This is a genomic window from Nakamurella sp. (assembly GCF_044224575.1).
Classification (GTDB): domain Bacteria; phylum Actinomycetota; class Actinomycetes; order Mycobacteriales; family Nakamurellaceae; genus Nakamurella.
Genome location: NZ_JBGAKE010000040.1, coordinates 1 through 19,817, shown reverse-complemented (window position 1 = coordinate 19,817; position 19,817 = coordinate 1). Strand labels below are relative to the sequence as shown.

The following is a 19,817-nucleotide window of genomic DNA, read 5'->3' as shown; positions in this document are numbered from 1 at the left end:
CTCGCACCGGGCCGGGTTGCCGACCACGACTCCCTCGGCCTGCGCGGCGAGCAGCGTCCGGTCGACGCCGATACCGAACCCGATGCCGGACAACGACTGTCCGCCCAGCTCGGCCATCAGCCCGTCGTACCGGCCACCGCCGCCCATCCCCGACTGCGCCCCCAGCAGGGGGTGCACGAACTCGAAGGTCGTGCGGGTGTAGTAGTCCAGCCCGCGCACCATCCGCGGGTTCAGCTCGTACGGCACGGACAGCGCGTCCAGCACGGCCCGGACCTGCTCGAAGTGCTCGCGGCAGGCGTCGCACAGGTGATCCACCATCAGTGGCGCACCGGCCATGAGCTCCTGCATGGCCGGCCGCTTGTCGTCCAGGACGCGCAGGGGGTTGATCCGGGCCCGTTCCCGGGTCGCCTCGTCCAGGTCCAACCCGGCCAGGAACTCGACGAGCAGCTCGCGGTAGACCGGTCGGCAGGTGGCGTCGCCGAGCGAGGTGAGATCGAGCCGGAACCGGGACAACCCGACGTCCCGGAAGCCCTCGTCGGCGATCGCGATCACCTCGGCGTCCAGCGCCGGGTCATCGCTGCCGATCGCCTCGATGCCGACCTGCTGCAACTGCCGGTACCGGCCGGCCTGCGGCCGCTCGTAGCGGAAGAACGGGCCGGCGTAGACCAGCTTGATCGGCAGCGGGCCCCGGTCCAGGCTGTGCTCGATGACCGCTCGCATGACGCCGGCGGTGCCCTCCGGGCGCAGGGTCACCGACCGGCCGCCGCGGTCGGCGAACGTGTACATCTCCTTGGACACCACGTCGGTGGACTCGCCCACCCCACGGGCGAACAGGCCGGTGTCCTCGAACACGGGCAGTTCGATCGGCCCGTAGCCGGCCCGGTCGGCCGCCGTCAGCAACGTCCGCTTGACCGCGTCGAAGGTCCGGGAAACGGGCGGGTAGTAGTCGGGCACGCCCTTCGGCGCGACGAAGTCAGGCATGTGAAGTCTCAGTCCTCCCCGGCCAGCGCACGGGCCAGGGCGTTCTCGGTCAGGAACGGGTTCGTTCGTTTCTGCTCGCCGACGGTGCTGGTCGGCCCGTGGCCGGCCAGCACCACGGTGTCGTCGGGCCGGGTCAGGATCCGGTCGCGGATCGACGTCAGCTCCTGGGCGAGGTTGCCGCCGGTCAGGTCCGTCCGGCCGATCGAACCGGCGAACAGGGTGTCGCCGGTCAGCACGATTTCCGGGCGGTCACCGTCCCGGTCCAGGCGGTACACGACGGACCCGGGGGTGTGACCGGGCACGTGGTCGACGGTGAGCGGCAACCCGGCCAGGCCGGGCTGCAGCCCGTCGGACAACGGAAGCACCCTGGGCGGCCGGACCCCGTCCATCGGAATCCCGTCCAGGGCGGCGTTCAGCTCCGGAGACAGGGCCGCCCGCGGGTCGTCGAGCATGTATTGGTCACCCGGGTGGATGTAGGCGGGGATGTCGTACTCCCGGCACAGCTCGCCGATGCCGGCGGTGTGATCGAGGTGGCCGTGCGTCACCAGCGCCGCGACCGGGGTCAGCCGGTGCTCGGCGAACAGCTGCCGCAGCCCGACGACGGCGCCTTCGCCGGGGTCGACGACGATGCAGTCGGCACCGTCTTGGACGGCCAGCACGTAGCAATTGGCCTGGAACGAACCGGCCGGGAATCCCGCGATCAACACCCGACCACCCTACTGACGCGTGTCGAATGGGTTTCCGGCCCCGATCACATGGACCATCTTGACCTCGCCCACAGCGCGTTCACACCGGTTCCACCATGGTGGGCGCGGCGGCTCACCTAGACTGCCGGACCGGGTGGTGCACTCATTTGCCGGCCATCCGAGGTGACTGCGGGAGGACCAGGGCGTGCCCACCAATCAGCAGCGTCGCGATGCGGCCAAGCGCAAGCTCGAGCGGCAACTCGCCCGACGCGAGGCGGCCGAGACCGCGACCAGCACCGCGGAGACCTCGTCTTCCGCACCGGCCACACCCTGCACGTACACCACGTCCGGTAGCGCCGCCAAGGAGGTGTCGCCGCCGTCGAACACGTCGCCGCTGAACACCGGCACCGTCGACGTCACCGTGGTGCTGAACGGCAAGGACGTGCCGATGACGCTGAACCGGGCCACCGCGCCGTGCGGGGTGAACTCGTTCCTGTCCCTGGCCTCGCAGGGCTTCTACAACGACTCCAACTGCCACCGGCTGACCAAGAGTGACCAGCTGAACATCCTGCAGTGCGGCGACCCCACGGGGCAGGGCAACGGCGGCCCCGGGTACACCTTCGCCAGCGAGACCACCGGCTCGGAGGCCTATCCGGTCGGCACCGTGGCGCTGGCCAATGCCGGTCCGAACACGACCGGTTCGCAGTTCTTCATCGTCTACGGCACCACGACGATCGATCCGTCATACACGATCATCGGGACCGTGACGGGGGACGGGATGTCGGTGGTCCAGGACATCGCATCGCAGGGCGTGCAGAACAACCGGCAGGACGGCGTGCCGGTGGCCGCGGCGACGATCAACTCGGTCAACGTGCCGGACGGATCGCTCGACGGCACCGGCACCTACCAGACCAGCACGCCGTCCGAGGCCCCCGGCGCCGGTTCGGTCGACACCGGATCCGTGGACACCGGATCCGTGGACACCGGCTCGGTCGACACCGGGGCACCCACCGCCGAGCCGACCACCGGCGGAGCGGGCTGAGCCGATCCGAGCGAGTCGACCCGGTGGGCGCGATCGCGGCGGTGCTGAGCGCCGAGCAGGTGCGCGCCCACCGGATCCTGGCCTCCGGGTTGGATCGGTCGGCATCCTTGCCGGAAGCGCTGCCGGTCTGGGAGCTGGGCCTGCAGGACCGGGACGGGTCGTCACGGTTGGCCCTGGCGGCCCGGCTGACTGACCCGGAATTGGTCCCCGCCGCCCCCGATCCCGGCGAGCCCGACTGGATGGCGCAGGTCTGGTCGCTGCGCGGGGCGCCGCACCTGCACCGGCGCGCCGACCTGCCGGCCCTGGCCCGGGCGTTGTGGCCGGTCGACGAGACGGACGCGGCGGCGAGGCTGTCCGCGGACACGGCGCGGCTGGCCGCCAACGGCGCCCAGCCGTTGAACGCCTACCGGGCCGCGGTCAAGGCGATGCGGCTGGCGGTGACCGCGCCCATGGTCAAGGGCGAGGCCAGCGCTGCGGTGACCAGGCTGCTGCCCCGCAAGTACTCGGGCCACTGCGCGGTGTGCCGCAGCACCCATGTCCGTGAGCTGCTGTTCCGGCTGGCCGCGTTGCCCGCCGGGGTCGGCCTGATCCCGGACACCAAGCCGGTCGTGCTGGCGCCGCTGGACGGCGCGGTGACCGAGGCCGGGCCGGCCGCCGGCATCGACCGGCTGGTCGCCGCGTGCTACCGAGCCCACGGCGTCGCCACTACCGCGGAGGTCGCCGCGCACCTGGGCACGTCCGCCGGGTGCCTCGAGCCGGCGCTGCCCGACGATGTGGTCCCGGTGCTGGTCGGCGGCGTCCGGTCGACCGCCCGGGCCGGCATGCTGGATGAACTGGCCGGCGCCGACGTGGACGCTGCGGCCCGGCCGGTGCGGCTGTTGCCCGGATCCGACCCGTTCCTGCAGCCCCGGGACCGGGCCGTGCTGACCACCGACCGGGACCGTCAGAAGACGCTGTGGCCGGTGGTCGGGCAGCCCGGCGCGGTCCTCGCGGCCGCCGGCGTCGCCGGCGTGTGGCGGGCCCGGCTGGCCGGGCGCCGGCTGACCGTCACCGTCACCCCGTGGCACCGGTTCAGCGCGCGGGAGCGGACGTTGCTCGCCGACGAGGCGCAGCTGGTCGGGGCGCTGCGTGGGGCGCCGGAGACGGTGCTGACGGTGGAGTGATCCGCCGCGGCCCGACGGGTGCGGCAAAGTGCGGTGCGGCCGTGCGCGGCGTTCAGGGCGTGACCGGTTGGTCCGGCGTGATGAGCGCCGGCAGGCCCGCATTCCGCACGAATCCGTGCACGTACACCGACCCGGGCAGCTGGGCCGCGACCCTCGCCGCGATCTGCGCGGTCAGCCGGGCGACGTGAATCGTCGACCACCAGCCCCCGTCGCAGCCGAGACCAGCGCCGACTCCGATGATGCCGGCCTCAGGCAGGATCTCGTCGCTGTCGGGCAACCGATCACGACTCACTCCCGGCACGGTGCGCAAGTACCGGACCAGGGCATCGGGCCCGGGGTCGGGCGCCCAGCCGCTCATCGTCAGCTCGTCCCCGACCAGGGTTCCGTCGACGGAGACGTGGCTCCCGTCGTCCGCCGCGAGCGCGCCTCGGACGGTGATCCGCCGACCGGAGTAGTCGTCGATCCCGATCGACAGTATCGGCGTCAGCATGACCTGCCCGCCGGTCCGGTGCACCCGCCCCTGCACCGTGACCCGTTCCCCCGCGTCCGTCCCCATGTGCCGCCGTCCCTTCACGCCGGCCCCCGGCGGGCCGCGACGAACATCACGTTCGCACGGAGGTCCGACTCCGGCCGCCCGCCGGCCCGACCGGCTTGGCACGATGGGTCCCATGACTGTCATCAAGATCAACGCCATCACCGTGCCCGCGGACAGCGGCGACGAGCTGGCCAAGCGGTTCGCAAAACGGGCCGGCGCGGTGGACGGCCAGGACGGCTTCGAGGGCTTCGAGCTGCTGCAGCCGACCGACGAACGGACCACCTGGCTGGTCGTCACCCGGTGGCGGGACGAGGAGTCGTTCCAGGCCTGGCTGAACTCCCCCGCGTTCGGGCACGGCCACCGCTCCGCCGCCGAACGCTCCGGCGGCCCGGCCCCCGCCCCGGTGGCGGTGTCCAGCGAGGTCTGGTCGTACCAGGTGGCCGACCTGTCCGCGCCGGCCTGACCCCGCCCGAACCCGCCCGATCCGGGGCCGGCCTGAACCGAGGCCGGCGGAGCGAGTGGCACACGGCCGGTCATCTTGAGCGGGCCACGCGCCGCTGGGTCACGTCGGACGTTCCCGCGCCGACTGGGACGTTCCCGCGGGAACGCCCGACGCGTCCGCGGCGCCGGCGTCGGCCGGACCGGCCGTCCAGGCGCCACGCGGTCCGGCAGACTGTCACACCGTGAACAGGATCGCGCTGCAGGAGTCCACCGCCCCCGGCGTCGCGCCGCACACGCTGGTCGACATCGCCCAGCGGGTGGGTTTCGACTCGATCGGCCTGCGGGTGAGCCATACCGCCGGGGCCGACGTCTGGTGGCACAAGGGGGCCGGGTCCGCCGAGCTGGCCGCGGTGGTCGAACACCTGCTGGCCAACCGGATCTCGGTGCTCGACGTGGGCCGGATCGAGCTGGGCGGCCGACCCAATGACGACTCGTACCGCACGGTGCTCGACCTGGCGTCCCGGCTGGGTGCCCGGTACGTCACGGCCAGCCCGGTCCCGGCCGGAGGCGAGGTCAGCCCGGCGGCGGACGAGTTCGCGCGGCTGGTGCAGGACTGCGACGATTACCTGCTCGTGCCGCTGCTGGTCCCGGCACCCGGCAGCAGTGTGCCGTCCGATGCCGCGGCCCTGGACGTCGTCCGCCGGGTCGGGGGTGCGGTGATCGTCACGGCGACCACCGACCGGTCGGCGTTCGAGATCGAGTCCCAGGTGCTGGAGGCCGGCAACCGGCTCGGCTACGTCCGGATGCTGGCCGAACAACTGGACGGCACGACCGAGGAGCAGTCGGCCGGCCTGCTCGCCACCGTCCCGGTGCACGTCCCGATCGCCGTGGGCTCGCTCGCGCCGGGCGATCGGCACGACCTGGACACCCGGGCCCACCGCTGGAGCGTGCTGCTCGACCGCATGCTGGAGCACCCGCTGGCCCGGGACCGGCGGCTCTCGCTCGGGTTGGACGGCCCGCGCGACTGAAGTGCGTCAGTCGTTGCCGGGCGCGGGCAGGTTCTCCCACAGGCCGAGCACATTGCCCTCGCTGTCGCGGAAGTAGGCCGAGTAGCCCATCTGGCCGACCGGCTCCTTGGCCACGACCGTGGACCCACCCAGGCGCTCGACCCGGGCCAGCGCCTCGTCGATGCTGGCGACCTCGATGACGAACGTCGGAGCCGTCGGCGGCTGCACCGACCGGGCAAACAGCCCGCCATTGATGTACCCGGGCTCGGCCGGCATGCCCATGTCGGAGGTCGGACCGGTGGACGCCAGCGTGTAGTCCAGCCCGGGCACCTCGTCGATCTGCCAGCCGAACGCCTCCCGGTAGAACGTCCGGGCCCGGTCGCCGTCGTCGAACGGCACCTCGAAGTGCGACACCTTCCCGCTCATCCTCGCTCCTTGCGCTGCTGGGTTGGACTTGTCTCGAACAGTACGCAGCGGGTCCGACGACAATGCTCCAGGCCGAATTCGCGGCCGGCCGGCTCAGCCGTAGGCCTGTATCCCCAGCCGGATCGCCAGAGCCAGGCCGGCCAGCCCGATCAGCCAGCGCAGGATCGTCACCGGCGCCCATCGGACCACCTTGGGTCCCAACCAGGCGCCAACCAGGCAGCCGATGCTCAGCGGAAGCACCGCCGACCAGTCGACCGGCGCCAGGAACGCGAAGATCAGCGCCGCGACGCCGTTCGCGAAGCCCAGTAATCCGTTCTTCAACGCGTTCGCCCGGGGCAGCGCGTCATGGGTGGTGTGCAGCAGCATGGCCAGCAACAGCACCCCCGCCGCCGCGCCGAAGTACCCACCGTAAACGCAGATCAGGGCCATCCCCACGGCCTCCGCGACGCGCAGCCGGGTACTGGGCGCGGGCACCACGTGGTCGTCGGGCACCGGCCGGCGGGGAATCAGGATCGTCAGCGATGCCAACCCGATGAGCCAGGGGACGATCTTCTCGAACCCCTCCGCCGGGGTGGACAGCAGCAGGACGGCGCCGACGATCCCGCCCAGCACCGCCATCGGGGCCAGCCGGCGGATCCGCGGCCCCTGCCCCGTCAGCTCCGGCCGGGAACTGAGTACCGAACCGATGCCGGTGAAGACGAGGGCAACGGTGTTCGTCACGTTGGCACTGACCGGCGCGAGCCCCACCGCCAGCAGCGCCGGGTAGGTGGCCAGCGAGGCCAGGCCGGCGATCGTGCCGAACAGCCCGCCCGCGATGCCCGCCGCGACCAGCAGCAGGAACTCGGCAATGGACACCGGCCGATCCTGTCAGACCTCGTCCGCGCCCTCGACCGGCCGCGGCCCGCTCCGGTTCGAGCGTCAGCTGGCGGAGATCGGGATCCGCTTGGCCCGCCGGTACTGGAAGATCAGGTTCGTCTCACTCGCCGCCACCGCGGGATCGGTGTTCAGCTCGTCGATGACCAGTTCGCGCAGGCGTTCCACCGATGCCGCGGCCACGTGGAGGACGAAATCCGCGGTACCGCCGAGCAGGAAGGCGTTCAGCACGGCCGGCAGTTCCATCAGGCGGTCCATGAACGCGGTCAGCTGGTCGCGAGCGTGCGGCTGCATGCGGATCGAGATCATCGCCTGGATGGGATAACCCAGCGCGGCCGGGTCGATGTCGGCGGCGAAGCCGCGCAGGATGCCCCGTTCCCGCAGCGTCCGCACCCGGCCCAGGCAGGTCGACGGGGCGATCCCGACCCGGGCCGCGAGCGCGCTGTTCGGCATCCGCCCGTCCACAGCCAGCAGTTGCAGGATGCGCGCGTCGACGGCGTCGATATCGGTCATGGAGAGTCCTTCCGGGTGCGGATCCGAACGATCGACGACCACCGGCCGTCAACCGCCTACTGACGCCGAATAATAGTCGATAAATCGGCTCCATGACAAACTATTCCACAGCACATCTATCGGCATCCGAATATATGCCGCTAACGTTCTCCTCAGCGCGAACAATCGCGAACCCCCCAGCGTCGAGGAGAAATCCATGAAGATCGGTGTTCCGGCCGAGGTCAAGAACCACGAGTACCGGGTGGCCATCACCCCCGTCGGCGTGCACGAGCTGACCGCCCACGGGCATCAGGTGCTGGTGCAGAAGGGTGCGGGCGAGGGATCGTCGATCGCCGACGCGGAGTTCGTCGCCGCGGGGGCGACGATCGTGCCGTCCGCCGACGACACCTGGGGTTCGGCCGACATGGTGCTCAAGGTCAAGGAGCCGGTCGCCGAGGAGTACCACCGGCTGCGCGAGGACCTGACGCTCTTCACGTACCTGCACCTGGCCGCCGACGAGCCGCTCACCCGGACGCTGCTGGCCAACAAGGTCACCGGGATCGCCTACGAGACCGTGCAACTGCCCTCCGGCGCGCTGCCCCTGCTGTACCCGATGTCCGAGGTCGCCGGCTGCCTCGCCCCGCAGGTCGGTGCGTACTCGCTGATGAAGGCGCGCGGCGGTCGCGGAGTCCTGATGGGCGGCGTCGGCGGCGTGGCCAACGCCAAGGTGGTCATCATCGGGGCCGGCGTCGCCGGCCAGAACGCGGCCAACATCGCCCTGGGCATGGGGGCCAACGTCACCCTGCTGGACACCGACCTGGACAAGCTCCGGATGTCGTTCTGGCGCTACAACAATCGGATCAACGGCCTGGCCTCGTCCCAGCTGGCCATCCAACAGCAGGTCAGTGAGGCGGACCTGGTCATCGGCGCCGTGCTGATCCCCGGCGCGAAGGCGCCCAAGCTGGTGTCCAACGACCTGGTCGCCCAGATGAAGCCCGGCTCGGTGCTGGTCGACATTGCCGTCGACCAGGGCGGCTGCTTCGCCGACACCCGCCCGACCACCCACGACGACCCGACCTACCAGGTTCACGACTCGGTCTTCTACTGCGTCGCCAACATGCCCGGCGCCGTGCCCAACACGTCCACCTACGCCCTCACCAACGCCACCCTGCCCTACACCGTGGCGCTGGCCGACAAGGGATGGCGCAAGGCCAGCCAGGACAGCCGCAGCCTGGCCCTGGGTCTGAACACCTACGCCGGAAAGCTGGTCAACGCACCGGTCGGCCATGCCCTGAACATCGCCACCACCCCGCTGGACTCGGTACTGGTCTGACCCTGAATTGACCGACGGGCCGCGGCCGCCGACCGGGCGGCCGCGGCCCCACCACTTCTCGTTCATCGACGCCCCATCGCCGGCGCCGGTGCCTGCGCACCGGCACCGCCCTGCCGCCATCTCCGGTGAACGTGCCGGGGATTCGACGACCCCGGAAAGAGACTCCATGACCGTTCCACCCCGGCCCGCCGACGCGCCGGACTCCGATCATGACGCCCGCTACCACCAGCCGACCCCGCAGGAGACCGAAACTCACCTGACCGAACTGTTCCAGCCCGAGGAACAGGGCTTCCACAAGGCGCTCAAACCACGGCAGATCCAGATGATCGCCATCGGCGGCGCCATCGGCACCGGGCTGTTCCTCGGTGCGGGCGGCCGGCTGGCCACCGCCGGGCCGGCCCTGGTCGTCGTCTATGCCGTCGCCGGGTTCATGGGCTTCCTGATCCTGCGCGCCCTGGGCGAGCTCATCCTGCACCGGCCCTCGTCCGGGTCGTTCGTCTCCTACGCCCGCGAATTCTTCGGCGAGAAGGCCGCTTTCACCGTCGGCTGGCTGTATTGGCTGAGCTGGGCCACCATCGCCGTGGTCGACGTGACCGGCGTGGCGCTCTACATGAACTTCTTCAAGAAGTACTGGGCCGCTCTGGCCTCGGTGCCCCAGTGGGCGTTCGCGCTCGGCGCGCTGGTCGTGGTCCTGGCGCTGAACCTGGTGTCCGTCAAGGTGTTCGGCGAGCTCGAGTTCTGGTTCGCACTGATCAAGGTGGCCGCACTGGTCGCCTTCCTCGGCATCGGGCTGTATTTCGTGCTGTTCGGCACCCCGATCGACGGGCAGACCGTCGGCTTCAGCCTGATCTCCGACAACGGCGGCTGGCTGCCGAACGGCCTGCTGCCGGCGGTGCTCATCATCCAGGGTGTGGTGTTCGCCTACGCCGGTATCGAACTGGTCGGCACCACCGCCGGCGAGACCGAGAACCCGGCCAAGGTGATGCCCCGGGCGATCAACTCGGTCGTCGCCCGGATCGCGGTGTTCTACGTGGGATCGCTGCTGCTGCTGGTGTTGCTGCTCCCCTACACCGCCTACCAGGCCGGCGTCAGCCCCTTCGTGACGTTCTTCGGATCCATCGGCTGGACCGGCGTCGACGCCATCATGAACCTGGTCGTGCTGACCGCCGCCCTGTCCTCACTGAACGCCGGCCTGTACTCGACCGGCCGGATCCTGCACTCCATGGCCAAGGCCGGCTCGGCGCCGAAGTTCACCGGCCGGATGAACAAGGCGGGCGTGCCGTGGGGCGGCATCGCGCTGACCGCGGTGGTCGCTCTGCTGGGTGTCGGGCTCAACGCCCTGGTCCCTGGCGATGCGTTCGAGATCGTGCTCAACCTGTCCTGCCTGGGCATTCTGACCGGCTGGGCGACCATCGTCGCCTGCCAGCTCCGGCTGTTCAGCTGGGCCAAAAAGGGCCTGCTGCAACGCCCGTCGTTCCGGATGTTCGGCGCGCCCTACACCGGGTACCTGGTCCTGGCCTTCCTGGTCGGCGTCCTGGTGCTGATCGCCCTGGACTATCCGGTCGGCACCTACACCGTCGGCTCCATCGTGATCATCGTTCCAATGCTGGTCGTCGGCTGGTTCGTCTGGCGCAAGGAGATCACCCGGATCGCCGCCGAGCGCTCCAACCACCCGGATCAGGCGCTGGTCACCCGGTACACGTCGTAGACACCCTCGACGTTGCGCACCGCGTGCACCAGGTGGCCCAGGTGGGTCGGGTCGGCCATCTCGAAGGAGAACCGGGAAATGGCCATGCCGTCCTTGGACATGGACAGGTTGGCCGACAGGATGTTGACCTTGAGATCCGCCAGCGTCTTGGTGATGTCGGACAGTAGCCGCGCCCGGTCCAGGGCCTCGACCTGGATGGTCACCAGGAAGACCGTCGCGGACGAGGGGTCCCAGCTGACCTCGACCAGCCGGGCCTGTTCCTTCTGCAGCGACGACGCGTTGGTGCAGTCCACCCGGTGCACCGACACCGCGCCGCCCTTGGTGATGAAGCCGAGGATCTCGTCACCCGGCACCGGGGTGCAGCACCGGGCCAGCTTGACCTGGATGTCGGAGAGGCCCTTGACCAGCACCCCGCCGTCGCCGGTGGCCCGGTGCCGGCGCCGGGTGACCGACGGCACCGAGCGGTCGGTGACCTCGTCGACGGCGTCCTCCTCGCCGCCGACGTAGGAGACCACCTTGGCCACCAAAGTCGATGCGGCGACGTGGTTCTCGCCGACCGCGGCGTAGACGCTGGTGATGTCCTTATAGCCGAGTTCGTGCCCGACGACAGCCAGCGCGTCGTGGGTGACCAGCCGCTGGATCGGGAGGCCGGCGCGGCGGGCGGCCTTGGCGATGGCCTCCTTGCCGAGTTCGACGGCCTCCTCCCGGCGGGACTTGGCGAAGTACTGCCGGATCTTGCTCTTGGCCCGGGACGAGGCGACGAACGACAGCCAGTCGCGGCTCGGACCCTGGTTGGGTGCCTTGGAGGTGAAGATCTCCACGAACTGCCCGTTGGACAGCCGACGTTCCAGCGGGACCAGCCGGCCGTCCACCTTGGCGCCGATACATCGGTGGCCGACCTCCGTGTGCACCGAGTAGGCGAAGTCGACCGGCGTGGAACCGGCCGGCAGCGTGTGGATGTCGCCCTTCGGGGTGAACACGAAGATCTCGCTGTGCGCCATCTCGTAGCGCAGGTTGTCCAGGAACTCGCCGGCGTCGCCGGTCTCCCGCTGCCAGTCCAGCAGCTGCCGCATCCAGGCCATCTCGTCCACCGCCGCGCTGGCCCCGGTGTGGGTGCCGCGCGTCTCCTTGTACCGCCAGTGCGCGGCGATGCCGTACTCGGCGGTGTGGTGCATGTCGAAGGTGCGGATCTGCACCTCCAGCGGCTTGCCCTCCGGGCCGATGACGGTGGTGTGCAGCGACTGGTAGACGCCGTACCGGGGCTGGGCGATGTAGTCCTTGAACCGGCCGGGCATCGGCGCCCAGAGCGCGTGCACGACGCCCATCGCGGCGTAGCACTCGCGCACGCTGCCGACCAGGATGCGAACCGCGACCAGGTCGTGGATCTCGTCGAACTCCCGGCCGCGGGCCTTCATCTTCTGGTAGATCGAGTAGTAGTGCTTGCCGCGCCCGACGACCTGGCCGGGGATCTTCGCATCCGACAGTTCGGCCTCGAGCTGTTGGGTCACCGCGGCCAGGTAAATGTCCCGGGACGGCGCGCGATCGGCGACCAGCCGGACGATCTCGTCGTACCGCTTGGAATGCAGGATGGAGAACGCCAGGTCCTCCAGCTCCCACTTCACGGTCGCCATGCCCAGCCGGTGGGCCAGCGGGGCCAGCACCTCCAGGGTCTCCCGGGCCTTGCGGGCCTGCTTGTCCGGCGGCAGGAACCGCATCGTGCGCATGTTGTGCAGCCGGTCGGCCAGCTTGATCACCAGCACCCGCGGGTCCTGGGCCATGGCGATGATCATCTTGCGGATGGTCTCGGCCTCGGTGGCGTCGCCGAACTTGACCTTGTCCAGCTTGGTGACGCCGTCGACGAGCCGCGCGACCTCCTCGCCGAAGTCGGCGGTGACGTTCTCCAGGGTGTACTCGGTGTCCTCCACCGTGTCGTGCAGCAGGGCGGCGACGAGCGTGGTGGTGTCCATGCCGAGGTCGGCCAGGATGGTGGCGACGGCCAGCGGATGGGTGATGTACGGGTCGCCGGAGCGGCGGAACTGCCCGGTATGGGCCTGCTCGGCGACCTCGTAGGCGCGTTGCAGCTCCTTGAGGTCCGCCTTCGGATGCAGGCTCCGGTGCACCCCGAACAGCGGCTCCAGCACCGTTCGGGTCGGCGACGCGGCCACCCGCTGCCCGCTCATCCGGCGGGCGATCCGGGCGCGCACCCGCCTGGTCGCCGACGGGGCGGGCACCTCCGGCTCGGCGTCCGGCGGGTCGGTCGGTCCCACCGACGCGGATGCGAGCACGGTCGTGCCGACCGGGGGGCGCGGCACCACCGGCGGCCGGCCGGCCGGCGGACCACCGTCGTCGCCCGCCGGGCGGGTCTCCCGCTTCTCCACGTCCGTCATGGGCGCACCGTCCGCGGGTGCCGCCGGCGAACGGAAGCGGTCCCGGACGGGGGGTCGACGAAGTCGCGGCGCTGTACAAGCGTCAACACGGTCATTCGGGACACACCCCCTGGGCGACGGCGAGGGTCTGACGATCTGGTCAATGAGCATAACGCCGCCGACCCGGCGAACCTTCCGCCCCGGCGCACCGGCCGGCGTCCTACCATCGCACTTCGGCCGTCCCGCTCGGGATGTGTCGCTCGATGAGGAGGCAATTGTGAGCTCGAACGTGTACGGCGTCACGGAGATCGTCGGAACGTCGACCAACGGGATCGAGGACGCCATCGAGAGCGGCATCGCCCGGGCCTCGACCACCCTGCGCGGACTCAACTGGTTCGAGGTGACCGAGGTCCGTGGGCACATCGACGAGGGCCGGGTGGCGCACTACCAGGTCGGCATGAAGGTCGGCTTCCGGATGGACGCCGACTGAAATTCGTCGCCGGTCGGCCAGGACCGCAGCGGGCGGCCCGGCACTGTCGGACCGCCTCGCTACCGTGTCGGGCATGACGATGACCCTTGCCATGGTGACCACCGACTCCACCGATCCGGGCCCGCTCGCGGCCTGGTGGGCCGATCAGCTAGGCGGCTCGATCGTGGCCGACAACGACGGCTTCTACTACATGGTCCAGGTGCCGAACGGGATCATGATGGCGTTCCAGATGGTCGAGGCCACCGCGCCCGGCAAGAACCGGCTGCACCTGGACCTGGTGTCGGCCGACCGGCCCGCCGAGGTAGATCGGTTGGTGGCCGCCGGCGCCACCAAGATCGCGGATCGGGACGGCGGCGGGTTCTGGTGGACAACGCTGGCCGATCCGCAGGGCAACGAGTTCTGCATCGCCGACACCGGCGCGCACTGAGCGCGGGGCCGGCCGGCGGTCAGTCGAGCAGCCGGGCCCGGATCGCGTCCTGGGTGTCCGGGCCCACCCCGATCGCCGCCAGGTATCCGTCGAACGAGCCGAAGTTGCGGTCGACCGAGTCCCAGCCGGTCTCCAGGTACCGCTGATCGACGCCCAGCAGCGCGCTGTCGCCGTCGAACCGGTCGCCGTACTTGGCGGCCAGCCAGTCGCGCAGGCTGCCCATCGCGGCGTTGCTGAGCAGGTAGTCCTGCAGGATCGTGGCCCGGTCGGCGCCCAGGATGGTCAGCAGCGTGGCGATGGTCCAGCCGGTGCGGTCCTTGCCGGCGGCGCAGTGCACGAGAACACCGCCTTCGGTGTCGGCGACGGCCCGCATGATCGTGGCCACCGAGCGCTGGGCGGGCTCGAACACCGGGATCGCCGCGTAGTAGCGCAGCGTCCGGGCCAGCGGCGTGCTGGGGTCCTGGTGGTCGGCGGCGGCCGCATGCACCGGCATGGTGCCGTCCTCCGGGTGGAACGGGGCCACCGTGACGGTCACCGAGGCCGGCACCCGGTCCGCGCCCTCGCGCTGGATCTCCAGCTCGCCCCGCAGGTCGAACACATCGGTGACCCCCAGGTTGACCAGGGCCTCCTGGCCGGCGGGATCGAGCCCGGAGAGCACCGCGGCCCGGTACACCAGGCCACGCCGGACCGGGCCGTTCGGGGTCGGCAGGCCACCGATGTCGCGGAAGTTCCACGTGCCGGACAGCACGTCGGCGTGGGTCGGGATCACAGTTCGTCGTCCTCTCGGTGGCGCACCGGGTGGCTGATGGGACCATTGACGATGATGCCCGAGCCGGCCACCGCGGGGTGAACGACGACCGTCGCGCCGATGACGTCCGCGGGTCGAGCGGTCTCCCCGTGGCGGTCTCCCCGGGGCGGTTTCCCGGGGCTGTCCCCCCGGGGCGGTCTCCCGGCGGGGTCGACCGCTCGACCGACCTCAGGCGTCCCTTCGCACCAGCGCGACCGCCGCGCCGACGACGGCCAGCACCACCCAGCCGGTGAACACCGCGAACCCCTGCCAGGCAGTCAGCACGTCGCCGCTGGTGGTCAGCGCGGTGAACGCGTTGCCGGCGTTGGACGGCAGGTACTTGAGTACCGCGCTCCAGTCCGACGGGAGCAGCGCGGTGGCCAGGGCCGGCAGGAACAGCACCGCGCCGATGGTGGTGCCGATGGCCGCGGCGGTGCCCCGCAGCAGGACGCCCAGCGCCAACCCGATGAGTCCCAATCCGAGGATGTAGTAGGCCTGCCCGAACAGCGCGCGGGTGACGCCGTCGTCGGACCAGCTCAGCGTCGCGGCCCCGGCCCGGTCGAGCACCGCCATTCCGGCGAAGAACACGGCGATCAGGCCGGCCAACACCACCGGCAGCACGACGGCGACGAAGGTGAGCAGCTTGCCCCACAGCACGGGCAGCCGGCGTGGGACCGCGGCGAACGTCGTCCGGATCATGCCGGAGGCGAACTCCCGGGCGCCCACCACCGAGCCGAACACGGCGATCAGCAGGACGGCCACGTTGGCCCCGGCCAACACGGTGGTCAGCGGCCCGCCCCGGCCCGCGAAGCGCGGTCCACCACCGTTCGGACCGTTGATCTCACCGCCGGCCGCCATCGCGGCGAGCACGCCGAAGCCGACGATGACCAGCCCGACGGCGGCGATGGTGATCCACGTCGATCGCAGCGACCGGGTCTTGATCCACTCCGACCGCAGCACCCGCAGGCCGGTGGTCCGGTGCACCGGGGTCGTCGCGACCCGGCCGGTGGAAGCGGTGCCGGTGTTGTCGGGGCCGGCGCCGGTGCCGTCGGTGATGGTGTTGTCGGTGATGGTGTTGTCGGTGATGGTGTTGTCGGTGGCGCTGCTGTCGGTGGTGGCGACCATCAGGCGGCCCTCGTTTCGGGCCGGCCGACCGAGCCGTGATAGGCGACGGTGTCGCGGGTCAGTTCCATGAACGCCTCTTCCAGCGAGGGGACGACATCGACCAGCTCGTACAGCACCACCCCGTGCGCGGCGGCGAGGATGCCGACGTCCTTGGCGGAAGCGCCTTCGATCTCCAGCCGCTGCGGGTCGTCGGAGGTGATCGCCACGTCCGGCCCGGCCAGCAGGTCACGCAACCGGGCCGCGTCCGGCGAGGCCACCCGCACCCGATGCTGCGACGACTGCCGGATGAATTCCGTCATCGGCAGGTCGGCGATGATCCGACCCTGCCCGATCACGATGAGATGCTCGGCGGTCAACTGCATCTCGCTCATCAGGTGGGACGAGACGAAGACCGTCCGGCCCTGCGTGGCGAGCTCCTTGAGCAGGTTGCGGATCCACAGGATGCCGTCGGGATCGAGCCCGTTGACCGGTTCGTCGAGCATGACGGTCTGCGGGTCGCCCAGCAGCGCGGCGGCGATGCCCAGCCGCTGCCCCATGCCGAGGGAGAACCCGCCGGCCCGTTTGCGGGCCACCTCGGTGAGCCCGACCAGTTCGAGCACCTCATCCACCCGCCGGGCGCCGACGCCGATGGTGGCCGCGAGCGCGAGCAGATGGCTGCGGGCGGAGCGCCCCTTGTCGACCGCCTTCGCCTCCAGCAGGGCGCCCAGCTCGGACAGCGGCGCCGGGGCATCGCGGAACTCGCGCCCATTGACGGTGGCCGTGCCGGACGTCGGCCGATCCAGGCCCAGGATGGACCGCATCGTGGTGGACTTGCCGGCGCCGTTGGGCCCCAGGAACCCGGTGACGATCCCAGGCCGGACGGTGAACGTCACGTGGTCGACGGCGGTCACCGCCTTCTCCCCCGAGCCGTACTTCTTGGTCAACTCGCGCACTTCGATCATGAACTCCAGCGTCCGCGTCGGTATCCGCAGCCGCATCGTCCGGACGCAGGCTCCCGATGTACCGCGGACGCAGCAGGCCCAGACCAATGCCCGCCCCGCCCCATTCCGTGCCAGCGGCTTCCCCGCCCCCATCCCATGTTGATCATGGCGATCTCTGCCACCGGACCGGCGTGTCGTCGGTGTGTCGAGCAGAGTTCGCCATGATCACCGCTGGGGGGGTGGGTCAGGTGCGCGTGCCACCATTGCGTCATGGTCACCCCGACCGAGCCGGTGCCCGCCCGGGTCCGCGATCTGGTCGACGGGCGGGCCGTCACCCAGGTCTGGCGCAACGAGCTCGGCGGGCTGACCTTTCACGATCCGGTCGCGGCGCGTTTCGTCAAGGTCAGTCCCCCGCACGGGCCCGATCTGACGGCCGAGCGGGACCGGCTCGACTGGCTCCATCAGGTCGCGCCGGAGCTGGCCGTACCCCGGGTCGTGAGCTGGGGCGAAGACGCGGACGGGAGCTGGCTGATCACCGCGGCCCTGCCCGGGCGCAGCGCGGTCGACCCGCATTGGCGCGACCGGCCGGACGTCGCCGGTCACGCGATCGGCCGCGCCCTGCGGCGCCTGCACGACCGTCTGCCGGCCGGTGAGTGCCCATTCGACTGGACGGTGCCGGCCCGGCTCAAGTTCGTGCCGGGTGCCGGGCGGCAGGATCCCCGTCGTTGGCACGAGGATCTGCGGCACCTCACCGCCACTCGGGCGGTCGAACTGGTCCGGCAGCCGCCGCCCATCGACCGGCTCGTGGTGTGCCACGGTGATCCGTGCGTGCCCAACACGTTGCTGTCGGACGACGGTGCTCCCTCGGGGCTGGTCGACCTCGGACGGCTCGGGATCGCCGACCGGTGGGCCGACCTGGCCGTGGCCACCTGGAGCATGGAATGGAACTTCGGCCCGGGCCAGCAGCAGCACGTGCTGGCCGGGTACGAGATCGACCCCGACCCGGACCGGACCGCGTACTACCGGTTGCTCTGGGACCTCAGCGTCGACTGACCGCCGTGGCGATCACCTCCGGACGGGACGGGCACCTCACTGCGGGCGGACCAGGCCGGCCCGGTAGGCCAGCACGACCAGCTGTGCCCGGTCCCGGGCGCCGAGCTTGGCCATCGCCCGGTTGACGTGCGTCTTGGCGGTGAGCGGCGAGAGGAAGAGCCGGGCGGCGATCTCGTCGTTGGACAGGCCCCGGGCGACCAGGGCGACGATCTGCCGTTCGCGGTCGGTCAGCACCGACAGATCCGGGCCGGAGCCGTCCGCCGGACCGGCGGCCGGTGCCGCCAGCGCCCGCTCGATCACCACCCGGGTCGCCCGCGGCGACAGCAACGACTCGCCCCGGGCGACTACCCGGATGGCGTCGAGCAACTGGGCCGGCGACGCACCCTTGCCCAGGAACCCGCTCGCCCCGGCCTGCAGCGCGGTCAGGATGTAGTCGTCCTGCTCGAAGGTGGTGAGCACCAGCACTTTCACCGCGGCCAGCGCGGGGTCGCCGGTGATCTGCGCGCAGGCGGTCAGGCCGTCCACGCCCGGCATCCGCACGTCCATCAGGACCACGTCCGGCCGCAGGGCCCGGGCCTGCCGGACCGCGTCCGCGCCGTCGATCGCCTCACCGGCCACCGCCAGGTCGTCGGCGCTGTCGATCAGCGCGGCGAACCCGCCCCGGATCAGCGCCTGGTCGTCGGCCAGCAACACCCGGATCGTCACGAGATCACCGGCGCCGGAGCGGGTTGCGGCACGGTCGAACCCGCCGGCGCGGGCAGCTCGACCCGGACCGAGAACTGGCCGCGGCCTGACGGTCCGGCCCGCAGGGTGCCACCGATCGCGGCGACCCGCTCGTACATGCCGGCCAGCCCGCGGCCCGAGCCGGGCGCCGGTTCCCGCCCGGGCTCGACCGGGTTGGTGACCTCGATGACCAGCCCCGGAGCCCCGAACGCGAGCAGGAGGTGGGCCGCGCCGGCCCCGTGCTTGTGGGCGTTCGTCAACGCCTCCTCCACGATCCGGTAGGCGGTGACGTCGACGAGCGGCGCGAGCGCCGCCCGGGTGCCCTCCTGACGGACGACGACCTGCAGGCCGGTACGCCGCACCGACGCGACCAGCTCGTCCAGCTGGTCCAGGCCGCGGACCGGATCCCGGGCCGCGTCGTCAGCGTCACCGTCCCGCAACACCCCGAGCAGAGCGCCCATCTCGGCCAGCACCTGCCCGCTGGCCTCCCGTACGTGCCGCAGCGCCTCCCCCGCCCGATCCGGGTTGACCGCCTGCAGGTGCTCGGCCACCCCGGACTGCACGTTGATCACCGCGATCTGGTGGGCGACGACGTCGTGCAGCTCGCGAGCGATCCGCAGCCGCTCCTCGGTGACCCGGCGCTGCGCCTCCTCCTCCCGGGACTCCTCGGCGAACCGGGCCCGTTCGCGGGCCTCGGCCAGGGCGCGGCGCTGCTGCCGGACCGAGATGCCGACCACCGCGGAGAGCACACACCAGGTCGGCACCACGTAGGTCGTCGCCCGGTCCCAACGGTCGTCGGTCGCGAAGCTCTGCGCAACGAGCAGCAGGCCGGCCGAGCCGAACGCCGCCAGCAACGCGCGCGGCACCGGCCAGCGCGACGCCAAGGTGTACAGCGACACCAGCAGCGGCAGCAGCGCCGGCGACGGGCCGTTCTGCAACAGGACCACGGCGACACCCAACGTCAGCGTGGCCCCCCACACCGCCGTCGGGCACCGCCGCCGCAAGATCAGCGTCAGGCACGACGCGACCACCAGCAGTTGGGACGGCACGGTCGGCGCGATCGGCGGGCCGGGCAGCGCGTTCACCCGGCCGCCGAACGCCGGGCCGATGACCAGGATCGCCAGCAGCGCATCCGCCGGGGTCGGGTGGGCGCGCAGCCACGCCTGTGCACGACGCCACCAGGTCACGTCAGCGACTGTAGGTGGCCGCCAAGCCGCCGTCGCACTGCGGACGCGGTAT

21 protein-coding genes are annotated in these 19,817 nt (G+C 71.2%); 9 read left to right on the top strand and 12 right to left on the bottom strand.

The annotated features are described in order from the left end of the window. The coding region (gene hisS, locus ACILSK_RS24950; RefSeq protein ID WP_395729894.1) for a histidine--tRNA ligase at positions 1-981 on the bottom strand (981 nt) is incomplete at its 3' end. An 8-nt stretch (positions 982-989) separates the two neighbouring features. Further along, positions 990-1,688: an MBL fold metallo-hydrolase gene (locus ACILSK_RS24945; protein ID WP_395729893.1), complete on the bottom strand. Its 699-nt coding sequence runs from the start codon at positions 1,686-1,688 to the stop codon at positions 990-992. A gap of 184 nt (positions 1,689-1,872) precedes the next feature. On the opposite strand from ACILSK_RS24945, the gene ACILSK_RS24940 reads away from it, so the two are divergent. After that, entirely contained in the window at positions 1,873-2,709 is an 837-nt protein-coding gene (locus ACILSK_RS24940; protein ID WP_395729892.1) for a peptidylprolyl isomerase, read from the top strand. Positions 2,710-2,732: 23 nt separating this feature from the next. Further along, positions 2,733-3,872 carry a DNA glycosylase AlkZ-like family protein gene (locus tag ACILSK_RS24935; RefSeq protein WP_395729891.1) on the top strand — a complete coding sequence of 380 codons (1,140 nt, stop codon included), beginning with the start codon at positions 2,733-2,735 and terminating at the stop codon, positions 3,870-3,872. Positions 3,873-3,924: 52 nt separating this feature from the next. Here ACILSK_RS24935 and ACILSK_RS24930 read toward each other — a convergent pair whose 3' ends face one another. Then, on the bottom strand, positions 3,925-4,428 hold the full coding sequence (locus ACILSK_RS24930) for a hypothetical protein (protein ID WP_395729890.1): 504 nt from the start codon (positions 4,426-4,428) through the stop codon (positions 3,925-3,927). 112 nt (positions 4,429-4,540) lie between these two features. Here ACILSK_RS24930 and ACILSK_RS24925 point away from each other — a divergent pair, with 112 nt between their 5' ends. Further along, positions 4,541-4,870, top strand: a complete 330-nt coding sequence (locus ACILSK_RS24925; RefSeq protein WP_395729889.1) for an antibiotic biosynthesis monooxygenase family protein — start codon at positions 4,541-4,543, stop codon at positions 4,868-4,870. 220 nt (positions 4,871-5,090) lie between these two features. After that, entirely contained in the window at positions 5,091-5,876 is a 786-nt protein-coding gene (locus ACILSK_RS24920) for a hypothetical protein (protein ID WP_395729888.1), read from the top strand. A 6-nt stretch (positions 5,877-5,882) separates the two neighbouring features. Here the strand turns inward: ACILSK_RS24920 and ACILSK_RS24915 are convergent, their stop codons facing one another. The 3 genes from ACILSK_RS24915 to ACILSK_RS24905 all read right to left on the bottom strand — a co-directional run bounded on the left by ACILSK_RS24915 (position 5,883) and on the right by ACILSK_RS24905 (position 7,667). Further along, positions 5,883-6,281, bottom strand: a complete 399-nt coding sequence (locus ACILSK_RS24915) for a VOC family protein (protein ID WP_395729887.1) — start codon at positions 6,279-6,281, stop codon at positions 5,883-5,885. Positions 6,282-6,374: 93 nt separating this feature from the next. Then, the gene (locus tag ACILSK_RS24910; protein WP_395729886.1) at positions 6,375-7,136 is read right to left on the bottom strand and encodes a sulfite exporter TauE/SafE family protein; all 762 of its coding nucleotides are present in this window, start codon (positions 7,134-7,136) and stop codon (positions 6,375-6,377) included. A 63-nt stretch (positions 7,137-7,199) separates the two neighbouring features. Continuing rightward, a complete protein-coding gene (locus ACILSK_RS24905) occupies positions 7,200-7,667 on the bottom strand; it encodes an Lrp/AsnC family transcriptional regulator (RefSeq protein ID WP_395729885.1) in 468 nt (155 codons plus the stop codon). A gap of 196 nt (positions 7,668-7,863) precedes the next feature. On the opposite strand from ACILSK_RS24905, the gene ald reads away from it, so the two are divergent. Together ald and ACILSK_RS24895 are read left to right on the top strand one after the other, a co-directional pair. Beyond that, positions 7,864-8,979 (top strand): alanine dehydrogenase, encoded by a 1,116-nt coding sequence (gene ald / locus ACILSK_RS24900; protein WP_395729884.1) that lies wholly within the window; start codon positions 7,864-7,866, stop codon positions 8,977-8,979. 166 nt (positions 8,980-9,145) lie between these two features. Continuing rightward, on the top strand, positions 9,146-10,687 hold the full coding sequence (locus ACILSK_RS24895; RefSeq protein WP_395729883.1) for an amino acid permease: 1,542 nt from the start codon (positions 9,146-9,148) through the stop codon (positions 10,685-10,687). Here ACILSK_RS24895 and ACILSK_RS24890 read toward each other — a convergent pair. Continuing rightward, positions 10,657-13,074 carry a RelA/SpoT family protein gene (locus tag ACILSK_RS24890; protein ID WP_395729882.1) on the bottom strand — a complete coding sequence of 806 codons (2,418 nt, stop codon included), beginning with the start codon at positions 13,072-13,074 and terminating at the stop codon, positions 10,657-10,659. The genes ACILSK_RS24895 and ACILSK_RS24890 overlap by 31 nt on opposite strands. 256 nt (positions 13,075-13,330) lie before the next feature. On the opposite strand from ACILSK_RS24890, the gene ACILSK_RS24885 reads away from it, so the two are divergent. Continuing rightward, complete coding sequence (locus ACILSK_RS24885) at positions 13,331-13,543, top strand: dodecin (RefSeq protein WP_395729881.1); 213 nt, start codon at positions 13,331-13,333, stop codon at positions 13,541-13,543. A 73-nt stretch (positions 13,544-13,616) separates the two neighbouring features. Beyond that, positions 13,617-13,970 (top strand): VOC family protein, encoded by a 354-nt coding sequence (locus ACILSK_RS24880; protein WP_395729880.1) that lies wholly within the window; start codon positions 13,617-13,619, stop codon positions 13,968-13,970. A 19-nt stretch (positions 13,971-13,989) separates the two neighbouring features. On the opposite strand, the gene ACILSK_RS24875 is transcribed toward ACILSK_RS24880, so the two are convergent. The 3 genes from ACILSK_RS24875 to ACILSK_RS24865 form a co-directional block, all read right to left on the bottom strand. Continuing rightward, on the bottom strand, positions 13,990-14,739 hold the full coding sequence (locus tag ACILSK_RS24875; protein WP_395729879.1) for a tyrosine-protein phosphatase: 750 nt from the start codon (positions 14,737-14,739) through the stop codon (positions 13,990-13,992). Positions 14,740-14,946: 207 nt separating this feature from the next. Next, the gene (locus ACILSK_RS24870; protein ID WP_395729878.1) at positions 14,947-15,882 is read right to left on the bottom strand and encodes an ABC transporter permease; all 936 of its coding nucleotides are present in this window, start codon (positions 15,880-15,882) and stop codon (positions 14,947-14,949) included. Next, positions 15,882-16,823, bottom strand: coding sequence for an ATP-binding cassette domain-containing protein (locus tag ACILSK_RS24865; RefSeq protein ID WP_395729877.1), 942 nt, complete (start codon positions 16,821-16,823; stop codon positions 15,882-15,884). Before ACILSK_RS24865 ends, ACILSK_RS24870 begins: the two co-directional genes overlap by 1 nt. Positions 16,824-17,072: 249 nt before the next feature. On the opposite strand from ACILSK_RS24865, the gene ACILSK_RS24860 reads away from it, so the two are divergent. Then, positions 17,073-17,855: a phosphotransferase gene (locus ACILSK_RS24860; RefSeq protein ID WP_395729876.1), complete on the top strand. Its 783-nt coding sequence runs from the start codon at positions 17,073-17,075 to the stop codon at positions 17,853-17,855. Positions 17,856-17,891: 36 nt separating this feature from the next. Here the strand turns inward: ACILSK_RS24860 and ACILSK_RS24855 are convergent, their stop codons facing one another. Together ACILSK_RS24855 and ACILSK_RS24850 are read right to left on the bottom strand one after the other, a co-directional pair. Further along, positions 17,892-18,560 carry a response regulator gene (locus ACILSK_RS24855; protein WP_395729875.1) on the bottom strand — a complete coding sequence of 223 codons (669 nt, stop codon included), beginning with the start codon at positions 18,558-18,560 and terminating at the stop codon, positions 17,892-17,894. Further along, positions 18,557-19,765, bottom strand: a complete 1,209-nt coding sequence (locus tag ACILSK_RS24850; protein ID WP_395729874.1) for a sensor histidine kinase — start codon at positions 19,763-19,765, stop codon at positions 18,557-18,559. Before ACILSK_RS24850 ends, ACILSK_RS24855 begins: the two co-directional genes overlap by 4 nt. Positions 19,766-19,817: the final 52 nt, after the last annotated feature.